Annotated in this window: 14 protein-coding genes and 1 tRNA gene; 9 read left to right on the forward strand and 6 right to left on the reverse strand. The window is 32.8% G+C overall.

Annotation, left to right across the window (positions count from 1 at the left end; all coding sequences use genetic code 11):
* The first annotated feature begins 565 nt into the window (after positions 1-565).
* Genes NWE55_RS11230 through NWE55_RS11245 form a run of 4 tightly spaced genes read left to right on the forward strand, consistent with a single transcriptional unit; the run spans position 566 to position 7,291 of the window.
* On the forward strand, positions 566-3,358 hold the full coding sequence (locus tag NWE55_RS11230; protein WP_155093353.1) for a TonB-dependent receptor: 2,793 nt from the start codon (positions 566-568) through the stop codon (positions 3,356-3,358).
* 4 nt (positions 3,359-3,362) lie between these two features.
* Positions 3,363-4,583: a DUF4876 domain-containing protein gene (locus NWE55_RS11235; protein ID WP_155093352.1), complete on the forward strand. Its 1,221-nt coding sequence runs from the start codon at positions 3,363-3,365 to the stop codon at positions 4,581-4,583.
* A gap of 11 nt (positions 4,584-4,594) precedes the next feature.
* Complete coding sequence (locus NWE55_RS11240; RefSeq protein ID WP_258204067.1) at positions 4,595-6,115, forward strand: DUF6850 family outer membrane beta-barrel protein; 1,521 nt, start codon at positions 4,595-4,597, stop codon at positions 6,113-6,115.
* A gap of 9 nt (positions 6,116-6,124) precedes the next feature.
* Complete coding sequence (locus NWE55_RS11245) at positions 6,125-7,291, forward strand: cytochrome-c peroxidase (RefSeq protein ID WP_373425568.1); 1,167 nt, start codon at positions 6,125-6,127, stop codon at positions 7,289-7,291.
* 872 nt (positions 7,292-8,163) lie between these two features.
* On the opposite strand, the gene NWE55_RS11250 is transcribed toward NWE55_RS11245, so the two are convergent.
* Positions 8,164-8,237 (reverse strand) — tRNA-Met (locus NWE55_RS11250).
* A 142-nt stretch (positions 8,238-8,379) separates the two neighbouring features.
* Here NWE55_RS11250 and NWE55_RS11255 point away from each other — a divergent pair.
* Positions 8,380-8,766: an START-like domain-containing protein gene (locus NWE55_RS11255; RefSeq protein WP_155091802.1), complete on the forward strand. Its 387-nt coding sequence runs from the start codon at positions 8,380-8,382 to the stop codon at positions 8,764-8,766.
* Positions 8,767-8,820: 54 nt separating this feature from the next.
* Positions 8,821-9,666, forward strand: coding sequence for an aminotransferase class IV (locus NWE55_RS11260; protein WP_155091799.1), 846 nt, complete (start codon positions 8,821-8,823; stop codon positions 9,664-9,666).
* Here the strand turns inward: NWE55_RS11260 and NWE55_RS11265 are convergent.
* From NWE55_RS11265 to NWE55_RS11285, 5 genes are all read right to left on the reverse strand, one after another.
* Complete coding sequence (locus tag NWE55_RS11265; protein ID WP_155091798.1) at positions 9,663-10,235, reverse strand: YqgE/AlgH family protein; 573 nt, start codon at positions 10,233-10,235, stop codon at positions 9,663-9,665. The genes NWE55_RS11260 and NWE55_RS11265 overlap by 4 nt on opposite strands.
* A gap of 93 nt (positions 10,236-10,328) precedes the next feature.
* Complete coding sequence (locus NWE55_RS11270) at positions 10,329-10,613, reverse strand: HU family DNA-binding protein (protein ID WP_155091797.1); 285 nt, start codon at positions 10,611-10,613, stop codon at positions 10,329-10,331.
* 168 nt (positions 10,614-10,781) lie between these two features.
* Positions 10,782-11,726 carry a methionyl-tRNA formyltransferase gene (gene fmt / locus NWE55_RS11275; protein WP_155091796.1) on the reverse strand — a complete coding sequence of 315 codons (945 nt, stop codon included), beginning with the start codon at positions 11,724-11,726 and terminating at the stop codon, positions 10,782-10,784.
* Complete coding sequence (locus NWE55_RS11280; RefSeq protein WP_155091795.1) at positions 11,723-13,621, reverse strand: RecQ family ATP-dependent DNA helicase; 1,899 nt, start codon at positions 13,619-13,621, stop codon at positions 11,723-11,725. Before NWE55_RS11280 ends, fmt begins: the two co-directional genes overlap by 4 nt.
* 102 nt (positions 13,622-13,723) lie before the next feature.
* A complete protein-coding gene (locus NWE55_RS11285) occupies positions 13,724-14,257 on the reverse strand; it encodes an AAA family ATPase (RefSeq protein WP_155091794.1) in 534 nt (177 codons plus the stop codon).
* Between the two features lie 121 nt (positions 14,258-14,378).
* Here NWE55_RS11285 and NWE55_RS11290 point away from each other — a divergent pair, with 121 nt between their 5' ends.
* From NWE55_RS11290 to murA, 3 genes are all read left to right on the forward strand, one after another.
* Positions 14,379-14,663 (forward strand): DUF493 family protein, encoded by a 285-nt coding sequence (locus tag NWE55_RS11290; protein WP_155091793.1) that lies wholly within the window; start codon positions 14,379-14,381, stop codon positions 14,661-14,663.
* A gap of 109 nt (positions 14,664-14,772) precedes the next feature.
* The gene (locus NWE55_RS11295; RefSeq protein WP_155091792.1) at positions 14,773-15,468 is read left to right on the forward strand and encodes a DUF4290 domain-containing protein; all 696 of its coding nucleotides are present in this window, start codon (positions 14,773-14,775) and stop codon (positions 15,466-15,468) included.
* A complete protein-coding gene (gene murA / locus NWE55_RS11300; protein ID WP_155091791.1) occupies positions 15,468-16,781 on the forward strand; it encodes a UDP-N-acetylglucosamine 1-carboxyvinyltransferase in 1,314 nt (437 codons plus the stop codon). The genes NWE55_RS11295 and murA overlap by 1 nt, the downstream gene beginning before the upstream one ends.
* Positions 16,782-16,808 lie beyond the last annotated feature (27 nt).

Here is a 16,808-nt window from a genome sequence, read left to right on the forward strand (position 1 = left end):
TGCGAGTGCAAATATAGAACAAAATCTTTACAGCGCAAGGCTGGAAGCTTGTAAAACCTCACTTTTCTTTAATTTTAACATTTGTGATTTCTTATCTTTTTAATTATGAGAATCTTATGTTTAAAAAAAACATGATTCCTTTTTTGAGTAGTTGTATTTCACTTTTTACGGTGATTTACGCTCTATTACAAGCAAGGCAAATTTCACTACACTATTTATTTTTTCTAATCTATTTTTCAGATATGAATCTTGTAGGTATAGATTTAGCAATTACAAAGAGAGGATAGTTTACTGTTTGGTCTATTTTGACTTAGAATGTAGTTGCTAATATTTGACTTCTTTTATTTTATAGCTATCATAAATGTTTGAATAATATATTTTATGTTATTTAGATTAAATAAAATTATTAACAAACAATTGATAAAGTTTTTATTTTTTAACTTCTGTTCTTTGTTGTTTTGATATTTGTTAACGATATTTTATGAATTACTAATAATTATTTAGACTGTTTAAAAATAAATAAATCATTGCTATATCTTTGTGCCACTTTTAGACATTTAGAAACATGCGATTTATTACCAACCTTTACTTGAAGGTTATTATTATCTTTTTAGTATTTAGTTTGAGTAGTTATGCTCAAAAAAGGGAAACAGAATTTCTTATTGTAGATAGTTTGAATACCCCTATTGAAGATGCTATTTTGTATATCAAAAATGATACAAATAGTTATACTCTTATTAGTGATAGTAAAGGAACTGTTGCAGTTAGTATTAATCCAGCACAGTATCAAATTACGGTTTCTCATCTTCAATACTATCAATATTATCAACCCAATTTTTTACTTGAAGCAGGGAAGAAGTATAATATAATTCTGAAGCAAAGTAGTAATGAGTTACAAGAGGTTATTATTACAGCAAAAGAAGATGATGGTTTAGTGACTAAAAGTATTATTGATCGCCAAGCAATGCGACACCTTCAACCCTCGAGTTTTAGCGATGTAATGGAATTGCTGCCAGGAGGAAGAGCTAGTACTCCTTCTTTGACCAGTACGAATATTGCTTTGATACGCGAATATAAATTACCTTCTGTTGATCAAAATAAATATAATACCAGTGCTATAGGTGTTCAATTTTATATGGACGACTATTTATTGAATAGCAATGCTGATATGCAAAGTTCATTAAACGCTAAGCAGACTATTGGCAATACGAGTGGCTATATAGGAGAGCGACGAAGCACTACTACGACTGGTATTGATATGCGTACTATCTCTACTAACGATATTGCCTCTGTTGAGATTATCAGAGGTATACCTACAGCAGCTTATGGGGATTTGACATCTGGCTTGATTAAGATTAATCGAGTATCTGGTAGATCTCCTCTTTCTCTTCGTTTAAAAGCAGATGGTTATAGTAAGCTTTATTATATTTCTAAAGGAATAGGATTAAAGAACAACTGGGATCTAAATGTAAGTATGGATTTGCTCGATGCCAAAAGCGATCCAAGAAGGGAGAATGAAACGTACAAAAGAATTACATCTTCAATACGACTGAAGAAATCTTTCTATTTTGAGGATAAAGTCATTGAGTGGTCAACGAATCTTGATCACAATACAACGATAGACAAATTTGTCTATGATTCAGAAAGTGGTGTTTATAAGGATGATAGATATGAGAGTTCAAAACACAAGATAAATATTTCAAATAAGTTATCTTATCTAAATTCCAATGAATCAAGTCCTTTCAGAAAGATGCAGTTTATAGGAAATATTGGCCAGGGATTTGAAGATATTAAGCAGCATAAATTAATGCAGTTAAATGGACCAACAGCTATTCCTATAACCTTAGAGCAAGGAGTTAATGATGGTTATTTTTTGCCGATAAAGTATTTTTCTGATTTCTCTACCGAGGGAAGACCATTGGATATTAATTTAAAACTCAATGCAGATTTTAAATTTAATACAAGTAGTATTACACACGCAGTTGATGTTGGTTTGGACTATAGGTATTCGAAGAATAATGGCAAGGGATATATTTACGACTTATTGACTCCTCCTATTGAAAGAATGGGGGTAAGACCAAGAGCTTTTAGCGATATACCAGCATATCAAAACTTGGCTGGATATATAGGGGATGTCATGACTTATTCTTTCTCAGATCAAAGTATTAGCTTATATGTAGGGACGAGATTTTCAACTATGTTAGGAATGGATAGTCAGTATGCTTTAAGCAATAAAATATTCATAGAGCCTCGTACTAATTTGCAGTGGAAACTTCCAAAGTTTAAAATAGGTCAGAAGGATTTTCAAACGGATTTGACTTTAGGATATGGACAGTTGTATAAGCAGCCTACTATGAGTATGCTTTACCCTTCTGATTTGTATGTTGACTTTGTGCAGTTAAACTTTGGTCATTTAGATGAAAATGTACGTAGAATGAATTATATGACGTATGTCGTTGATCGAACGAATAAAGATTTGACAGCAGCCAAGAACGTAAAGTATGAGGTTAGACTTGACTTTAAGTATGATAGACACAAGTTCTTCATCGCCTACTTTAACGAAAAGATGGATAGCGGTTTTAGAAGTGAGGTAAATTATTTGACATATGATTACAAGAGGTATGATGCTACTGGAATAGATTTAGTAAATATCAAAGAACCTCCTGCTTTAGAAGATTTGCCATACGAGGATAGAAAAACATTAAGTGGACATAGTAGAACCTTTAATGGTAGTCAAACTTTTAAGAGAGGTATTGAATTTGGATATTACTCGCCTCGTATTGACTTTTTAAATACCAAGTTTACTTTAACTGGTGCTTGGCTAAAAACTACTTATCGCAATACAATTCCCATTCAGGAAATCCCACAGGTATCTACTACTCATACAGGATATCCTTATGTAGGGGTGTATCAAAGTAATCAGGGCTACATTTATTCAACATTTAATTACAACTTAATTGTAGATACGTATCTGCCAGCATTGGGGATGAACTTATCTGCTTCTTTTCAAGGAACATTGAGAAGAACGGAAGATAGAGCATTTAAAGACAAGTTTCCTATCGCGTATTTTGGCGCTGATCAACAGAGGTATCCTTTGGATAATCTTCCTGATAACGATCCAAATAAACAATGGTTAATACGATCTGTTTCAGCAACGGATAACATGAGAGATAAGTATGGATTAGATCTACAAATAAATTTGAAAGCATCTAAAGAGGTATTTAAGGGAATGTCTGCTTCATTGTTTGTGAACAAACTATATACTTATGCAGAGCCCTATTATAGACTTAATAAAAGAATAGAAAGAAATAAAAGGGTAACCCCTTATTTCGGAATGGAATTAACTTACAATTTTTAATAATATGAGAAAAAGTTTTTTAGCCATAACAATGGCGATTTTTAGTTTAACATTTGTTGCTACTTCTTGTTCAAGTGACGACAATACAGTAGAAGAAATAGTTGTAAAAGAGACTGGTTTACAGTTGAATTTAAAGTCTGATTTCGCAAATGAATATATTGATGCAAAAGTTGAATTTGTTGAATTAAACACTGCTAAGAAAGAAGTATTCACTATTAAATCTGACAAGACAGAACTTAAAATAGCAAAAGGATCTTATAAAATTACTTTAAATGGTAAAGCAACTAACAAAGAAAAGGTAGAGTTTCATATTGGAGCAAGTGGGGAAGTAGATATTGTATCTGATAATCAAACAATTGATTTAGAGATTTTTGTAAAGAGCTTTGCAAATGATTTTATCATAGAAGAAATATTCTTTACAGGAGTACTTACAAATGAAGGGAAACAATATACAAATGGAAAGTATTTTAAATTAACTAATAATACAGATAAAGAGCTTAAAACTGGTGGATTGTTAATTCTTCAGTCAGAGTTTTATTCAACTTTAGATCACAAAGTAACTCCGAATATTAAAGAAAAGGCATTTGCAGTAAAAGGAGTTTTAATGATTCATGAGAAAGATTCTAAGAATGTGAAGCCTGGGGATTTTATTATTATAGCAGATAATGCAATCGATCATAGTGTAAGTAATGGATATGATTTAACAAAAGCTGATTATGAATTTCCAAATCGCGAAAATCCAAAATTAGGACAGGTTGACAATCCTCAAGTACCAGATGCTGAAGTAATTTACACAACAATGGCAATGAATATGTTTTTTATGCACAATAGAGGATTTGAGAGTTATGCTATTGCTCGTTTTCCTGAGGGTGTTACTAAAGAAGCATGGATGCTTGAGAACGTATATTCATACAGTTACGTAAATGCAGCGGGTAATATAACTGAAAAGAAAGGGTACTCTGTACCAAATGAATGGATCTTGGATGGAGTAAATTGTTCAATTCCTACAAAATGGGAACAAAATCTATTGGGATCGTCAATTGATTCAGGTTGGACAAGTGTAGGAACTATAGACAGTGATCCGTTGAGATATGGCAAGACAGTGAGAAGAAAAATTGTCGGACAAATGGAGAATGGTAAACATATGTATCAAGATACAAATAACTCAACTGATGATTTTGTTCCAGATTCAGAAGCAAGTTTAAAAAAGGGTATTGTTCATTAATAAAATAGTAAATGAAATTAAGTAATCAGAAGATCGTATTGGCAATTTTTTTTTTAGTTGTTAATATGTTTGCTCAAGAAAATCGCGATTTCTTTTCGCGTCTCGACGAGCAGTATTCTTTAGAGAAAACTTTACAAAAACCAATATACTATAATCCGGCATTTATGTCGGATTATAGTATTTACTCTTTTTCCGATTTTCAAATTAATTATAATCAGCATAAAAAAGACGATTATTTATTACAAGAGGGAGGTAAAGAGAAAGGATTTGCCGTACAAGGAAAGTCTTATAAAAAGTTGTCTAAGGGTCAAAATGTTTGGGGTGAAGTAGCTTATAGGAATTTTGATATCTATGACGTACAGTGGAATTTGAATGTAGACAAAGACAAGATAGAACCATATTTTATTGCAGATTCAAGTAAAGGTGATCGAAAATACGAGGTTTACTTTTTTAAAGGAGGTTACGTTAAGTCTTTTTCAAAGATTGATGTGGGAACTGAGTTTAGTTATGAAGCAAAAATGGGATATGGCCAATCAGACCCAAGACCTAAGAGTACATCGTCTGATTTAAAATTGAATGTTGGGGCTAGTTATAAACTGAATATACCATATAAGGTAGGTTTATATGCGCAAGTTGAAAAGTATAATCAAGATAGTAGTATTGATTTTGCCAGTTTAATTGAAAAATCTACAATTTATCAAATGACCGGCTTTTCAGACTTTAATAGTTATTTTAGCTATAATTCGATGAACGCTATCTATTATGGCTATACCTATAAAGTAGGAGGTAGCTTTAAGCAGTTTGAAAAAAATAATCTCTATGCTGGTTTTGCTATAAGTAGTAATAAGTTACATAAAGCAGTTACTCTGTCAACAGACTATGATATCAATAGGTTGGAAACGAATGCTTATCAACTGTCTTTTAGTAAGTTCTTTGACTTTGACAATCATCGTTTGGGAATTCTGTTTAATCAAACTCACCAACAGAAAGATGGATACGATATTTACTATACCAATAATAAAGAAATTCTGACTAAACTGTTGGGAAAAAAACAGTATAAGTATAAGATAGACAACAGTAGATTTGATATTCTATATACTTATAAAATGAATCGTGCAACGTTGAGTTTAAACGGTGTTTACGAGTTAGAAAAAGTAAGTGAGTCAAAGGAAGAAAGTCCTTTATTTAAAAAAATAACAGCACATCACTTTGGTCTTGTAGCCAGTTATAACTACAAAGTAAATAATCGCGATAATCTAATGTTTACAGCCTCTGTATTTCAGCGAAAAGTGAGTCATTCAAAAGCAAAGTTATATGTCGATAACACAACAAAGGAGAGCTTGCGAAATTGGTTGGATAACGATTTTAAAGTAGTTTCAAATGATTATCAAAACGCAAAGATGTCCCTGCGATATAACCATCAAATAGATGAAGTATTTGGAGGTTTTATCGGAGTAGATTACAATTATTTAAATTATAGTGATTTAGGAGCGAATAACTCATATTCACTAAGGGTGGGAATAACTTTTTAAAGGGTAAAAGTGAAGAATAGCGCATTAATATTATTGTTTGTATCTATAAGTTCTTTACTTAGTTTTAAGGGATTGATTAATTTTAACGATGTAGAGTATAAGCAGATTATAGAAAGCTATAAGAAGCCTATTATAGAATGGCCTATACCAACAGTAGATGAAGGGGTAGAGTGGAGGGAATTTGAAAGTATCCAGCGAGATACAGCTTTTTTTACAACACAAGAAAAACCAGAAGTGATCTTAGGTAAAATGCTTTTTTTTGATCCAAAATTATCAAGATCGCAACAGATATCATGTAGTTCTTGTCATGACCCAGAGATGGGATGGACAGATAGACGCACTGTCAGTTTAGGACATGATCATTTGCAAGGAGTTAGAAATACTCCAAGTTTATACAATATAGGAGATAGGACAGTATACTTTTGGGATGGTAGAGCAAGAACTCTACAAGAGCAAGCTATCGGACCCTTAACAGCACCTCATGAAATGGCGGTTGATAATTTGGATGAGGTTGTGGATAGGATAAGCCAAATAGAAGCTTATAAAGACTTATTTATGAATGCTTATGGTGATAGGGATATTACAGTTAAACGCATTTTAGATGCCTTAGCTATTTTTCAACAATCTATTAAAAGTCAGCCGAGCCGAGTTGATTTATTCATTGATGGGAAGTACAATGCTTTGACAGATAAAGAGATTTATGGTATGCATATTTTTCGCACTAAGGCAAGGTGTATGAATTGTCACTTTGGCAAGGATCTTACAGATGATTCTTTTCACAATATCGGATTGACCTATTATAAGCGTAAATATGAAGATTTGGGTAGGTATGTGGTAACTCAAAATCCAGATGATGTAGGTAAGTTTAGAACACCTTCTTTGAGAGATTTATTGAATACGCGACCATGGATGCACAATGGGTTGTTTGATAATCTGTTTGGTATTGTAAATATCTATAATAGTGGGATGCACATGATCGATCCTACAGAAGAACAAAAGTTGAAAGATCCCCTTTATCCTGTAACGGATTCCTTAATGAAGCCACTTGGATTAGATAGATTCGAAAAAGAAGCAGTGGTTGCCTTCTTGGAAGCATTAAGTGGTAGTAAATTTAAAATGAGAAGACCTGATTTGCCAAGGGATTCAACGGCGAAAGAAGAATATAAAACACTTTAGTAGAAACGTTTTATCGTTTCTTTTTAAGGCTTGGTAAGGCCAAACTTCACTTGTTTTTACACTGTTAGTTTTAAGTAAAAACAAAAGGTAACTATTGAGTTACTTATGGTATCGTATATGTGTCATCTATAGAAGTTCTTCGTTTCAGATGATAATATTAGTTATTATATCAGTTAAAGAAAATTACTTTAATAGAAAGTAGTCGGGTCATGTCAAAGGTATGGGAGAAAGGTACAAAATGACTTTTGTCTTTTATGTTGGATAGCTCTAAATTACATAACCCAACTTGTCCCATTAACTTAATAGGGGGCCTTAATTTCAATTGTGTATTTGAACTATAGATAAAACTCCATTTCTACTTTGTAGAAAGAATATTTGTAGGGATTGATGTACTACAATGTAATTCTTTTTTAGTGTAATCTACAATGCGAGTATTCTCATAGCTTTATCTTTTAGATGATAATCAGTGTTATATTGCTCGCACTTTCTTTGGGGATTCTGGGGGATTGCTTGGGGTTTCCTTGGGGAAATGCCCCTTTTTGCGTATAAAAGTGCAAGAATACCCCTAGAAAAGTGCGAGAAAGAGCAAACGAAGTACTACTTTTTCTTGTTCAATATAGGGTTGTAACCTGGTCTACATTTCTATAAGAAAGACGAAGTAGGTTAGGTTTTGTTTCAAAGGTATTAGGGAATAAAAAGAAGGTGTATAGCAGTTGCTATCTTCATGTAGCTATATGCTCTGTGAATCGACAGGAAAAGAGCATAGACTAAACTGTATGCTTAGCCATTAATATTGGTAATTGATTTTCAATTAATCTCATTTTAATAAATAAAAAAAGGACATAATCTCGTGATTATGTCCTTTTATCTTGTAGCGAAGACGGGAGTTGAACCCGTGACCTCAGGGTTATGAATCCTGCGCTCTAACCAACTGAGCTACCTCGCCAAGTGTTGGTAATGATTACTTCTGTAATGCGGGTGCAAATATATAATAAAAAAAGTACTAAACAAACATGTAAGTAGGTAAAAAAGATTTTTTTATTTATAAAATATGTTTATATTCGAAAAAATTATTTTAAGATATGGCTATGAAGGAAAAATACGAATTAGAATTTTCGATTAACTCGTCTCCACAGTTATTATATCAATATATCTCTGATCCGTCAGGACTTAGTGAGTGGTTTGCTGAAAATGTAAATTCGAGAGGTGAAATTTACTCGTTTATTTGGGGTGACTCTGAAGAAAAAGCAAAGATAGTTACTCGTAAGACAGATGAACGCGTGCGTTATAGATGGCTTGATGACAATAATAAAGAAACTGAATATTACTTTGAACTTCGAATTCATCGCGATGAATTGACAAAAGACGTAACTATTATAGTTGTTGATTTTGCAGAACCAGATGAAGTGGAAGAATCAAAACAATTATGGGAGAACCAAATAATGGATCTAAAACAAGTGTTAGGATCTGCATAAATTCTCTCAAATAAAACTTATATTTGCCGTTAATAGTAATCAGAATAATTGAATATGATTAATGTTAACGGCAAAATTGTTTCTACAGCAAATGTATCATTAGAAAACAACAGAGGTTTTTTATATGGTGACGCTGTTTTTGAGACATTACGTATACTTGATAATAAAGTATTATTTTTAGAAGATCATTATTTTCGTTTAATGTCTTCAATGCGCATTCTTAGAATGCAGATTCCAATGGATTTCACGATGGAGTTTTTTCAAGAAGAAATCATCAAGCTTGTTCAAGCAAATAACCAGTCTAATCACAACGCATTTAAAGTTCGTTTTACAGTATATCGCGATGGAGAGGGTAGGTATTTACCTAACACAAGAAATATTGGCTATATAGCTACTTATGATAAGTTAAACGAAGGGGTGTACAAACTCAATGAGAGTGATTACGAAGTAGAGTTGTTTAAAGACTTCTATGTAACGGCTCATTTATTGTCTAATTTAAAAACGACTAATAGATTAATCAATGTGACAGGGAGTATTTTTGCACAAGAGAATGGTTATGAAAACTGTTTACTTGTAAATGACAGTAAGAATATTGCAGAAGCATTGAATGCTAATCTTTTTGTAGTTAAAGACAATGTGATAAAGACTCCTCCATTAACTGATGGATGTGTGAAGGGGATAATGCGAAAACAAGTAATGGAATTAATTGAAAAGCATCCTGACTATACATTAGAAGAAGCTTCCATTTCTCCTTTTGAACTACAGAAGGCAGATGAGATGTTTTTAACTAATGCTATCATTGGTATTCAGCCTATAACAAAGTATAGAAAGAAGTCTTATACAAATGAAGTGGCTAAAGATTTAATAAATAGATTAAATGCGAAAATCCGATTCCTTTAATTAAGGTTCGGATTTTCTGGTGCATTTGACCATATCTCATATTCCTTGCCTTGTTCTACAAGGCAATTTTTCCAAAATTTTTCGGTTGTAGTTTTACTGCTAAATAAGTCATCAGTATTTATACTATTTGTCTTTACCCAATAATCATCCTCCATTTCATTGTGTAATTGCTGACAATCCCAACCAGAGTACCCTAAAAAGAAGCGAATATCGTGCTTGCTTAATGCATTTTGATTGAGCAATGTAAAAATTTGATCAAAGTCACCTCCCCAGTATAGATTATCAGTGATGTGCTGACTATCTAAAATTAGCTCAGGTCTTGAGTGTACACAGAAGATTTTATCTTTTTCGACTGGTCCACCTTCAAAAACGGATAGGGATGAATCGGTCGTTGGGATTAATTGGTTAAGCGTTAGATTTAGTGGCTTGTTTAATATAAAGCCAATAGATCCATCGATTGTATGGTCTGCAATTAATATAACACTTCTTGAAAATTGCAAGTCTAAAGGATTACTTGAGGGTAGAGAAAGAATAAAATCCCCTTTTTGAATTTTCAGTTTATTCTGCATAAATATATAACTTTTATAGTGTTGACTAAATATACTAAAAAAGCCTCATTGTTAACAATGAGGCTTTAAATATTTTAAAAAAGAAAAAGTTAATTATTTTTTCTTTTTGTTTACAGCACCTTCTAGTTCTGATCCAGCTTTAAACTTCACAACTTTTTTAGCTGCGATTTTAATAGTTTTACCAGTTTGTGGGTTTCTTCCTTCTCTAGCTGCTCTATCAGAAACTGACCAAGAACCAAATCCTACTAAAGAAATTTTATCACCTTTAGCTAAAGTAGTTTCTACATTTTTTAGGAAAGACTCTAAAGCTTTTTTAGCTGCAACTTTGCTTATTTCTGCGTCTTTTGCAATAGCATCAATTAATTCTGTTTTGTTCATAATAATTTTTTTTAAAAGGTTAACTTTATTAACGTCTTATACAAATTTAGGGTTATTCTATTATTAAGCAAGCATTTTGCGAAAAAAAAAGTTAAAAATTTGCTTTTAAAAATTATTAATTATTTTGACAGAATAATTGATAATATTAAAATACTGTTTTACAGTTAGTTACAAGGCTTTTGCGTTAGCCGAAAAATGTGTACCATTGAGTAACTCATTGGTATTCATTTGTTTTTTACCCGGCATTTGAAGTCTTTTAATATGTAAAAAACCGTCTATTGTTGCTATTTTTAACTCTTTTTTAGTCGAAAGTATCAAACCAACTTCATTATTATGAACACAAGGTTCAAACTCTGACAAGTATATCTTAACAGTTGATTCTTGATCTTCATCTTTAAAAAAACACCAAGCTGCTGGATAGGGACTCAAGCCTCTTATGTGGTTGTGTATCTCTTTTCCAGGTTTTGTAAAGTCAATTTTACAGTTTTCTTTATTTAATTTATAGGCAGTTTTAGTTTCTTCTGCAGGCTGTATAATCGTTTTAACTTCTTGCTTTGCGATTAAACTAAGCGTCTTCAATACAGTCGTTGCTCCTAAATTCATTAGACGATCGTGAAGTTCTCCTGCTGTTTCATTTGGTTCAATAGCGATTTCATCTTTCAGAATAATTGCTCCAGTATCAATCTTTTCATCAATAAAGAACGTAGTCACTCCTGTTTTTGTTTCTCCGTTTATGATAGCCCAATTAATCGGTGCTGCTCCTCTATAGTCTGGAAGTAGTGAGGCATGTAGGTTGAATGTGCCAAGTTCGGGCATTTTCCAAACTACTTCAGGAAGCATTCTGAAAGCAACGACTACTTGTAAGTTCGCATTATATGATTTTAGTTCTTCAATAAAGGAGTCGTCTTTTAAGTTTGTGGGTTGTAAGAGCGGTAAGTTTTTTTCTAATGCATATTCTTTTACTGCAGAATACTTTATTTTTTGTCCACGACCAGCAGGTTTGTCTGCTGCTGTAATCACAGCAACAATATTGTAGTTGTTTTGGTACATAGCATCCAGGATTCCAACTGCAAAGTCTGGTGTTCCCATAAAAACGATACGCAAATCTTTCATATTAATAAAGTATATTGATTTTTATTGTTTACAATTATCTTATTTTCCTCAAGTAACAGCTGTATTCCCAATATAATGTCATTTTGATCCATTTGGGTTTTTAATGAAAGTTCTTCTATGGTAGCGGGATTATCCGCTAAGTTTAAGAGGATTTGTTCCTTGAGTCTGTGATTGTCTAATTTTTGTGCTCTACTCTTTTCAATGCAGGCTGAACAACTTCCACAATCTTCTAAGAATACTTCATCAAAGTATTTTAAGAGAATTTTGTTTTTGCAAATATCAGTATTTTCAATATAAAATAACATTGATTTGAATTGATTTGTTTTTAATGTGTTTTGCTGTTCAAGAAAAGGAAACGTTCTGTAGAGGGGTCTGTCTTCTTCCCAAGCTTCATTAAATACAATTGTCATGTCATTTACTTCTGGAGTATATTCGCAAATCCCCATTTCATTCCATGATTCTAAAGACTTTACGATAAACTCTATTGGCAAATCGACGTGCTCACTTATGAGGTTTAGGTCCAAATCAGTTTCGAATTCGTGTATTCCTTGGTAGTATCTTAGTATAAAATACAGTATACTTTCTTCTCGTTCATTTCCATCAACAGCATCAAGTAATTCACCACTATTAACAGTGAATAACAGTTTTGTTTTGTTGTTATTATCATGTGTGAATTTAATAATACCTTGTCTATCTAAAAATTGCAATGCATTAAAGGCTTGCTTGTAATTGAATTTATAGTGTAGACAAAAGTGATTAAAGTTAAAACTGTGAGTGGTGTTAAAGCCTTCTCCGTAAGCTATCTTGAGGAAGTTATTTAGTTTTCGATATATTTTCTTGAGGTATTCCTTGTCAAATAGCCCTTTGAGAAAGGTTTGTTCACATTCGGCTAATTCATTACCTGAAATGAGTATGGTAGCAAAAGCTTTCTGATTATTACGTCCTGCTCTGCCTGATTCTTGATAGTAATTCTCAATGTTTTCGGGAATTTGAATATGAACAACGTTCTTTACATTGTGTTTGTCTATACCCATACCGAAAGCATTTGTAGAGACCATTATCAAAGTTTTTTCTTCTAACCAGGACTGTAATCTTTTCTTTTTTTCGTTAATAGGTAATCCACCGTGAAAAAAAGTAGCAGAATAACCTAAGTTGTTGAGGTGATCTGAGTACATCTGTGTTTCACGTCTATTTCGCGCGTAGATAATAGTAGGAGCAGTGTTTTTCTTCAGTATTTTCTCTAAAGTATTTAGTTTACTCTCGACTTTATATACTCCATATATGATATTAGACCTATAGAAACTCTTGGTAAATATCTTGGGATCTTTGAGTCTTAGTATTGTACAAATATCATTTATGACTCTTTTGTTTGCTGAAGCAGTTAATGCAATAGTGGGAGTATCAGTAAAGATATCCTTTAGTTTACTTAATTGCAGATAAGCGGGTCTAAAGTCGTGGCCCCATTGGGAAATACAGTGTGCTTCATCAATGGCAATTAGATTTATTCTTAGATTTTCTATTCGTTCTAATATCCAAGTTTGCTGTAACCTTTCAGGGGAGATGTACAGAAATTTATAGTTTCCAAAAAGGCAATTGTCGAACACAGCATCTATATCACTCATGGAACTTCCTCCGAAGATTGCAGTTGCTTTTATTCCCTTGTTATTTAAGTTCTTGACTTGATCTTCTATAAGTGCAATAAGGGGAGAGATAACAAGACATACCCCAGGCATCATAAGAGCGGGAATTTGAAAACAAACACTTTTACCTCCACCCGTAGGCAATAGGGCGAAAGTGTCGTTATTCTTCAATACAGAGTTGATAATTTCAAGTTGTGGCTCTCGAAAACTTTGGTGTTTCCAATATTTTTGTAAAATGTCTAAGGCATTCTGCATAGAAGTGAGTACTGAAAGGTTATAGATACTAAATTACTAAAAAATATGTATGCTAAAAGGGTTATAGTCAGAACTATAACCCTTTTTTATTTATGTGTAGTTTTATACTCTTTCAAGAATGAATTTAACTCTGTTGTCAACCGTATCTCTGGGAACTTCAATTAAGTCATATCCGTATTTTCGGTAAGTTTCTACAAGGTGTTTGTGAATCTCTTGAGCTTCTTCGAAGTTTTCATATCGTTGCTCATCACTCTCGTAAATAGTTTCCCAAGGTGGAAGCAAGAAGATTTGGTGGTACACATGGTTCTTGCATGCTAAATCGAAGCTTTCAGGATAGCTATCTCCTTTGTAATGCATATAGGCTAATACATCGGGAATACCTCTATCTATAAAAACTATATCTGTATTTTCTTTAATGGCATTAATGTGTTGCTTAACCCTTCCTTCTAACAATAACTGACTAAATAACAGTGGTTCAGTTAAAAACAAGTTTGTAATGCCTTTTTCTTGGGCTTGTTTCGTAACCTCACGAGATATTTCTGGATAGCAAATATATCCTTGTCTGGTAAGCTCATCGATTAACGTGGTTTTCCCAGAACCTGGTCCTCCTATAATTAAGATGATTTTTTTATTCATTTTTGCTGTAAATATCAAAGGTGCAAAAGTACAATAAAATGTCAATCACAAAAGAGTTTTAACTACAAGTTTTGAAAATACTACAATTAAAAATGATTATATTTGCCGATTAAAAACAAGTATGGACGATAAAACAAAAGACTTTTATAAAAGGTTAAAAGAAAGTTTAGAAACTGACAAAACTTGGCCAAGACCCTATTTGTATAAATTTATTGTGCCAAGTGATTTAGAAAAAATTGCTCAAGTCGAAGAAGCATTTGACGGCATGAAAGCTGAAGTCTTAACACGTAATTCCAGTACTGGAAAATTTACAAGTGTGTCAGTTAGAGTTACTATGAAATCTGCACAAGCAATTATAGACAAGTACATTGCTGTATCTACTATTGAAGGTATTATTTCTTTATAAAATAATATTTACTTACTTTTAGGCTTTATAGGTTACTTTATATTAAGTTTTTATAACTTTATACTATCTATGTGTTTAACACAATCTTTAATTTGAACTACTCAAGTATATGAAATTTAACACCAAAGAAGCTATTGGACATTTAGGCTATAATACAGATCGAGAACATTTAGTTATACCTGAATATGGTCGTCATATTCAAGTTTTAATCGATCAGATTTGTCTAATTGAAGATAGAGATGAAAGAAATAAAGCTGCAAATTACGCAATTAGTGTTATGGGAAGCATGAATCCTCATTTAAGAGATGTTCCCGATTTTCAGCATAAATTGTGGGATCAGCTTTTTATGATGTCCGGATTTAGACTTGATGTAGACTGCCCGTTTCCTATTGCTACTAAAGAAACAATCTTCACAAAACCGGCTAAATTAGCCTATCCACAGAATCATCCTAAGTATAGATTCTATGGAAACAATATCACTTATATGATTAATGAAGCTCTAAAATTTGACGATGGTGAAATGAAAGATGCTTTGATTATGGTTATTGCAAATCATATGAAGAAGAGTTTTTTAAGTTGGAATAAAGATACGGTGAAAGATGATGTTATTTTTGAACACTTGTATGAGTTGTCAAAGGGCAAGATAAACTTGTTTAAGAAAGAAGAGGAACTTTCCACTACTGCTAATCTTATGCAGGTGAATAAAAAGCAATCTAATAAAACCAATTATTCTAATAATCAAAAGAGTAATAACAATAAGAAGTTTAATAAGAATAATAACCATCAATTCAAGAATAAGAAGTAATGAGTGTTTTTAAGATTGAAGGCGGACATCAACTAAAGGGAGAGATACATGCTCAAGGTGCAAAGAACGAAGCATTGCAAATTTTATGTGCAGTATTGTTGACACCTGAAAAAGTTGTTATATCAAATATTCCTAATATTATCGATGTCAATAAGTTGATTGAACTATTAGGTAAACTCGGAGTTAAGATTGAAAGATTAGCTCCAAATAAGATGTCATTCCAAGCAGATGAAGTTGATTTAGAATATTTGTATTCTGATGACTTTAAAGAATTAGGCAAAGCCTTGAGAGGTTCTATCATGATGGTTGGGCCTTTATTAGCTCGTTTTGGAAAGGGATATATTCCTAAACCAGGAGGAGATAAGATTGGACGTCGTCGATTAGACACTCACTTTGAAGGATTTCTTAAGTTAGGTGCTACGTTTAGATACAATAAAGAGGAGTATTTCTACGGTGTTGAGGCGGATAAATTAGTTGGTACAGACATGCTTTTAGAAGAAGCATCTGTGACAGGTACAGCTAATATATTGATGGCATCTGTCTTAGCAGAGGGAGTGACAACAATTTATAATGCAGCTTGTGAACCTTATTTGCAACAACTTTGTAAGATGTTGAATGCAATGGGTGCTAAGATTACGGGTGTAGGTTCGAATCTTCTTAAAATTGAAGGAGTAAAAGAATTAAAAGGATGTGAGCACGCTATGTTGCCTGATATGATTGAGATAGGGTCATGGATAGGATTAGCAGCAATGACCAAAAGTGAAATAACAATCAAGAATGTGGGTTGGGAGCACTTAGGAATCATCCCTAATACTTTTAAACGCCTTGGTATTACAATAGAAAAAAGAGGTGATGATATCTATATTCCTGCTCACAAGGATGGATATGAAATCCAAAGCTTTATAGACGGTTCTATCTTGACAATTGCTGATGCGCCGTGGCCAGGTTTAACACCTGATTTGTTGAGTGTGATCTTAGTTGTTGCTACTCAGGCCAGAGGAGAGGTCTTGATTCATCAAAAGATGTTTGAGAGTCGCCTTTTCTTTGTCGATAAATTAATAGATATGGGGGCTAAGATTATCTTGTGTGATCCTCATAGAGCGGTAGTTATCGGTCATGATTTTAAATCTCAGTTAAAGGCAACTCATATGTCTTCTCCAGATATTCGCGCAGGTATATCACTTTTGATTGCAGCTTTATCAGCTAAAGGCACAAGTGTTATTCAGAATATTGAACAAATAGATAGAGGATATGAGCGCATAGATGAACGTTTACGTGCAATTGGTGCACATATAGAAAGAATAGAGGATTAGTATTTACTTTAACTCAAACAAAAAGGG

This window comes from Myroides albus (assembly GCF_024722315.1).
In the GTDB taxonomy this organism is placed as follows: domain Bacteria; phylum Bacteroidota; class Bacteroidia; order Flavobacteriales; family Flavobacteriaceae; genus Flavobacterium; species Flavobacterium album_A.

Bases quoted from the DNA above. Each gene is read 5' to 3' on its own strand.
- NWE55_RS11230 (WP_155093353.1), top strand. From the start codon at position 566: ATGCGATTTATTACCAACCTTTACTTGAAGGTTATTATTATCTTTTTA.
- NWE55_RS11235 (WP_155093352.1), top strand. From the start codon at position 3,363: ATGAGAAAAAGTTTTTTAGCCATAACAATGGCGATTTTTAGTTTAACA.
- NWE55_RS11240 (WP_258204067.1), top strand. From the start codon at position 4,595: ATGAAATTAAGTAATCAGAAGATCGTATTGGCAATTTTTTTTTTAGTT.
- NWE55_RS11255 (WP_155091802.1), top strand. From the start codon at position 8,380: ATGAAGGAAAAATACGAATTAGAATTTTCGATTAACTCGTCTCCACAG.
- NWE55_RS11260 (WP_155091799.1), top strand. From the start codon at position 8,821: ATGATTAATGTTAACGGCAAAATTGTTTCTACAGCAAATGTATCATTA.
- NWE55_RS11265 (WP_155091798.1), bottom strand. From the start codon at position 10,235: ATGCAGAATAAACTGAAAATTCAAAAAGGGGATTTTATTCTTTCTCTA.
- NWE55_RS11270 (WP_155091797.1), bottom strand. From the start codon at position 10,613: ATGAACAAAACAGAATTAATTGATGCTATTGCAAAAGACGCAGAAATA.
- fmt (WP_155091796.1), bottom strand. From the start codon at position 11,726: ATGAAAGATTTGCGTATCGTTTTTATGGGAACACCAGACTTTGCAGTT.
- NWE55_RS11280 (WP_155091795.1), bottom strand. From the start codon at position 13,621: ATGCAGAATGCCTTAGACATTTTACAAAAATATTGGAAACACCAAAGT.
- NWE55_RS11285 (WP_155091794.1), bottom strand. From the start codon at position 14,257: ATGAATAAAAAAATCATCTTAATTATAGGAGGACCAGGTTCTGGGAAA.
- NWE55_RS11290 (WP_155091793.1), top strand. From the start codon at position 14,379: ATGGACGATAAAACAAAAGACTTTTATAAAAGGTTAAAAGAAAGTTTA.
- NWE55_RS11295 (WP_155091792.1), top strand. From the start codon at position 14,773: ATGAAATTTAACACCAAAGAAGCTATTGGACATTTAGGCTATAATACA.
- murA (WP_155091791.1), top strand. From the start codon at position 15,468: ATGAGTGTTTTTAAGATTGAAGGCGGACATCAACTAAAGGGAGAGATA.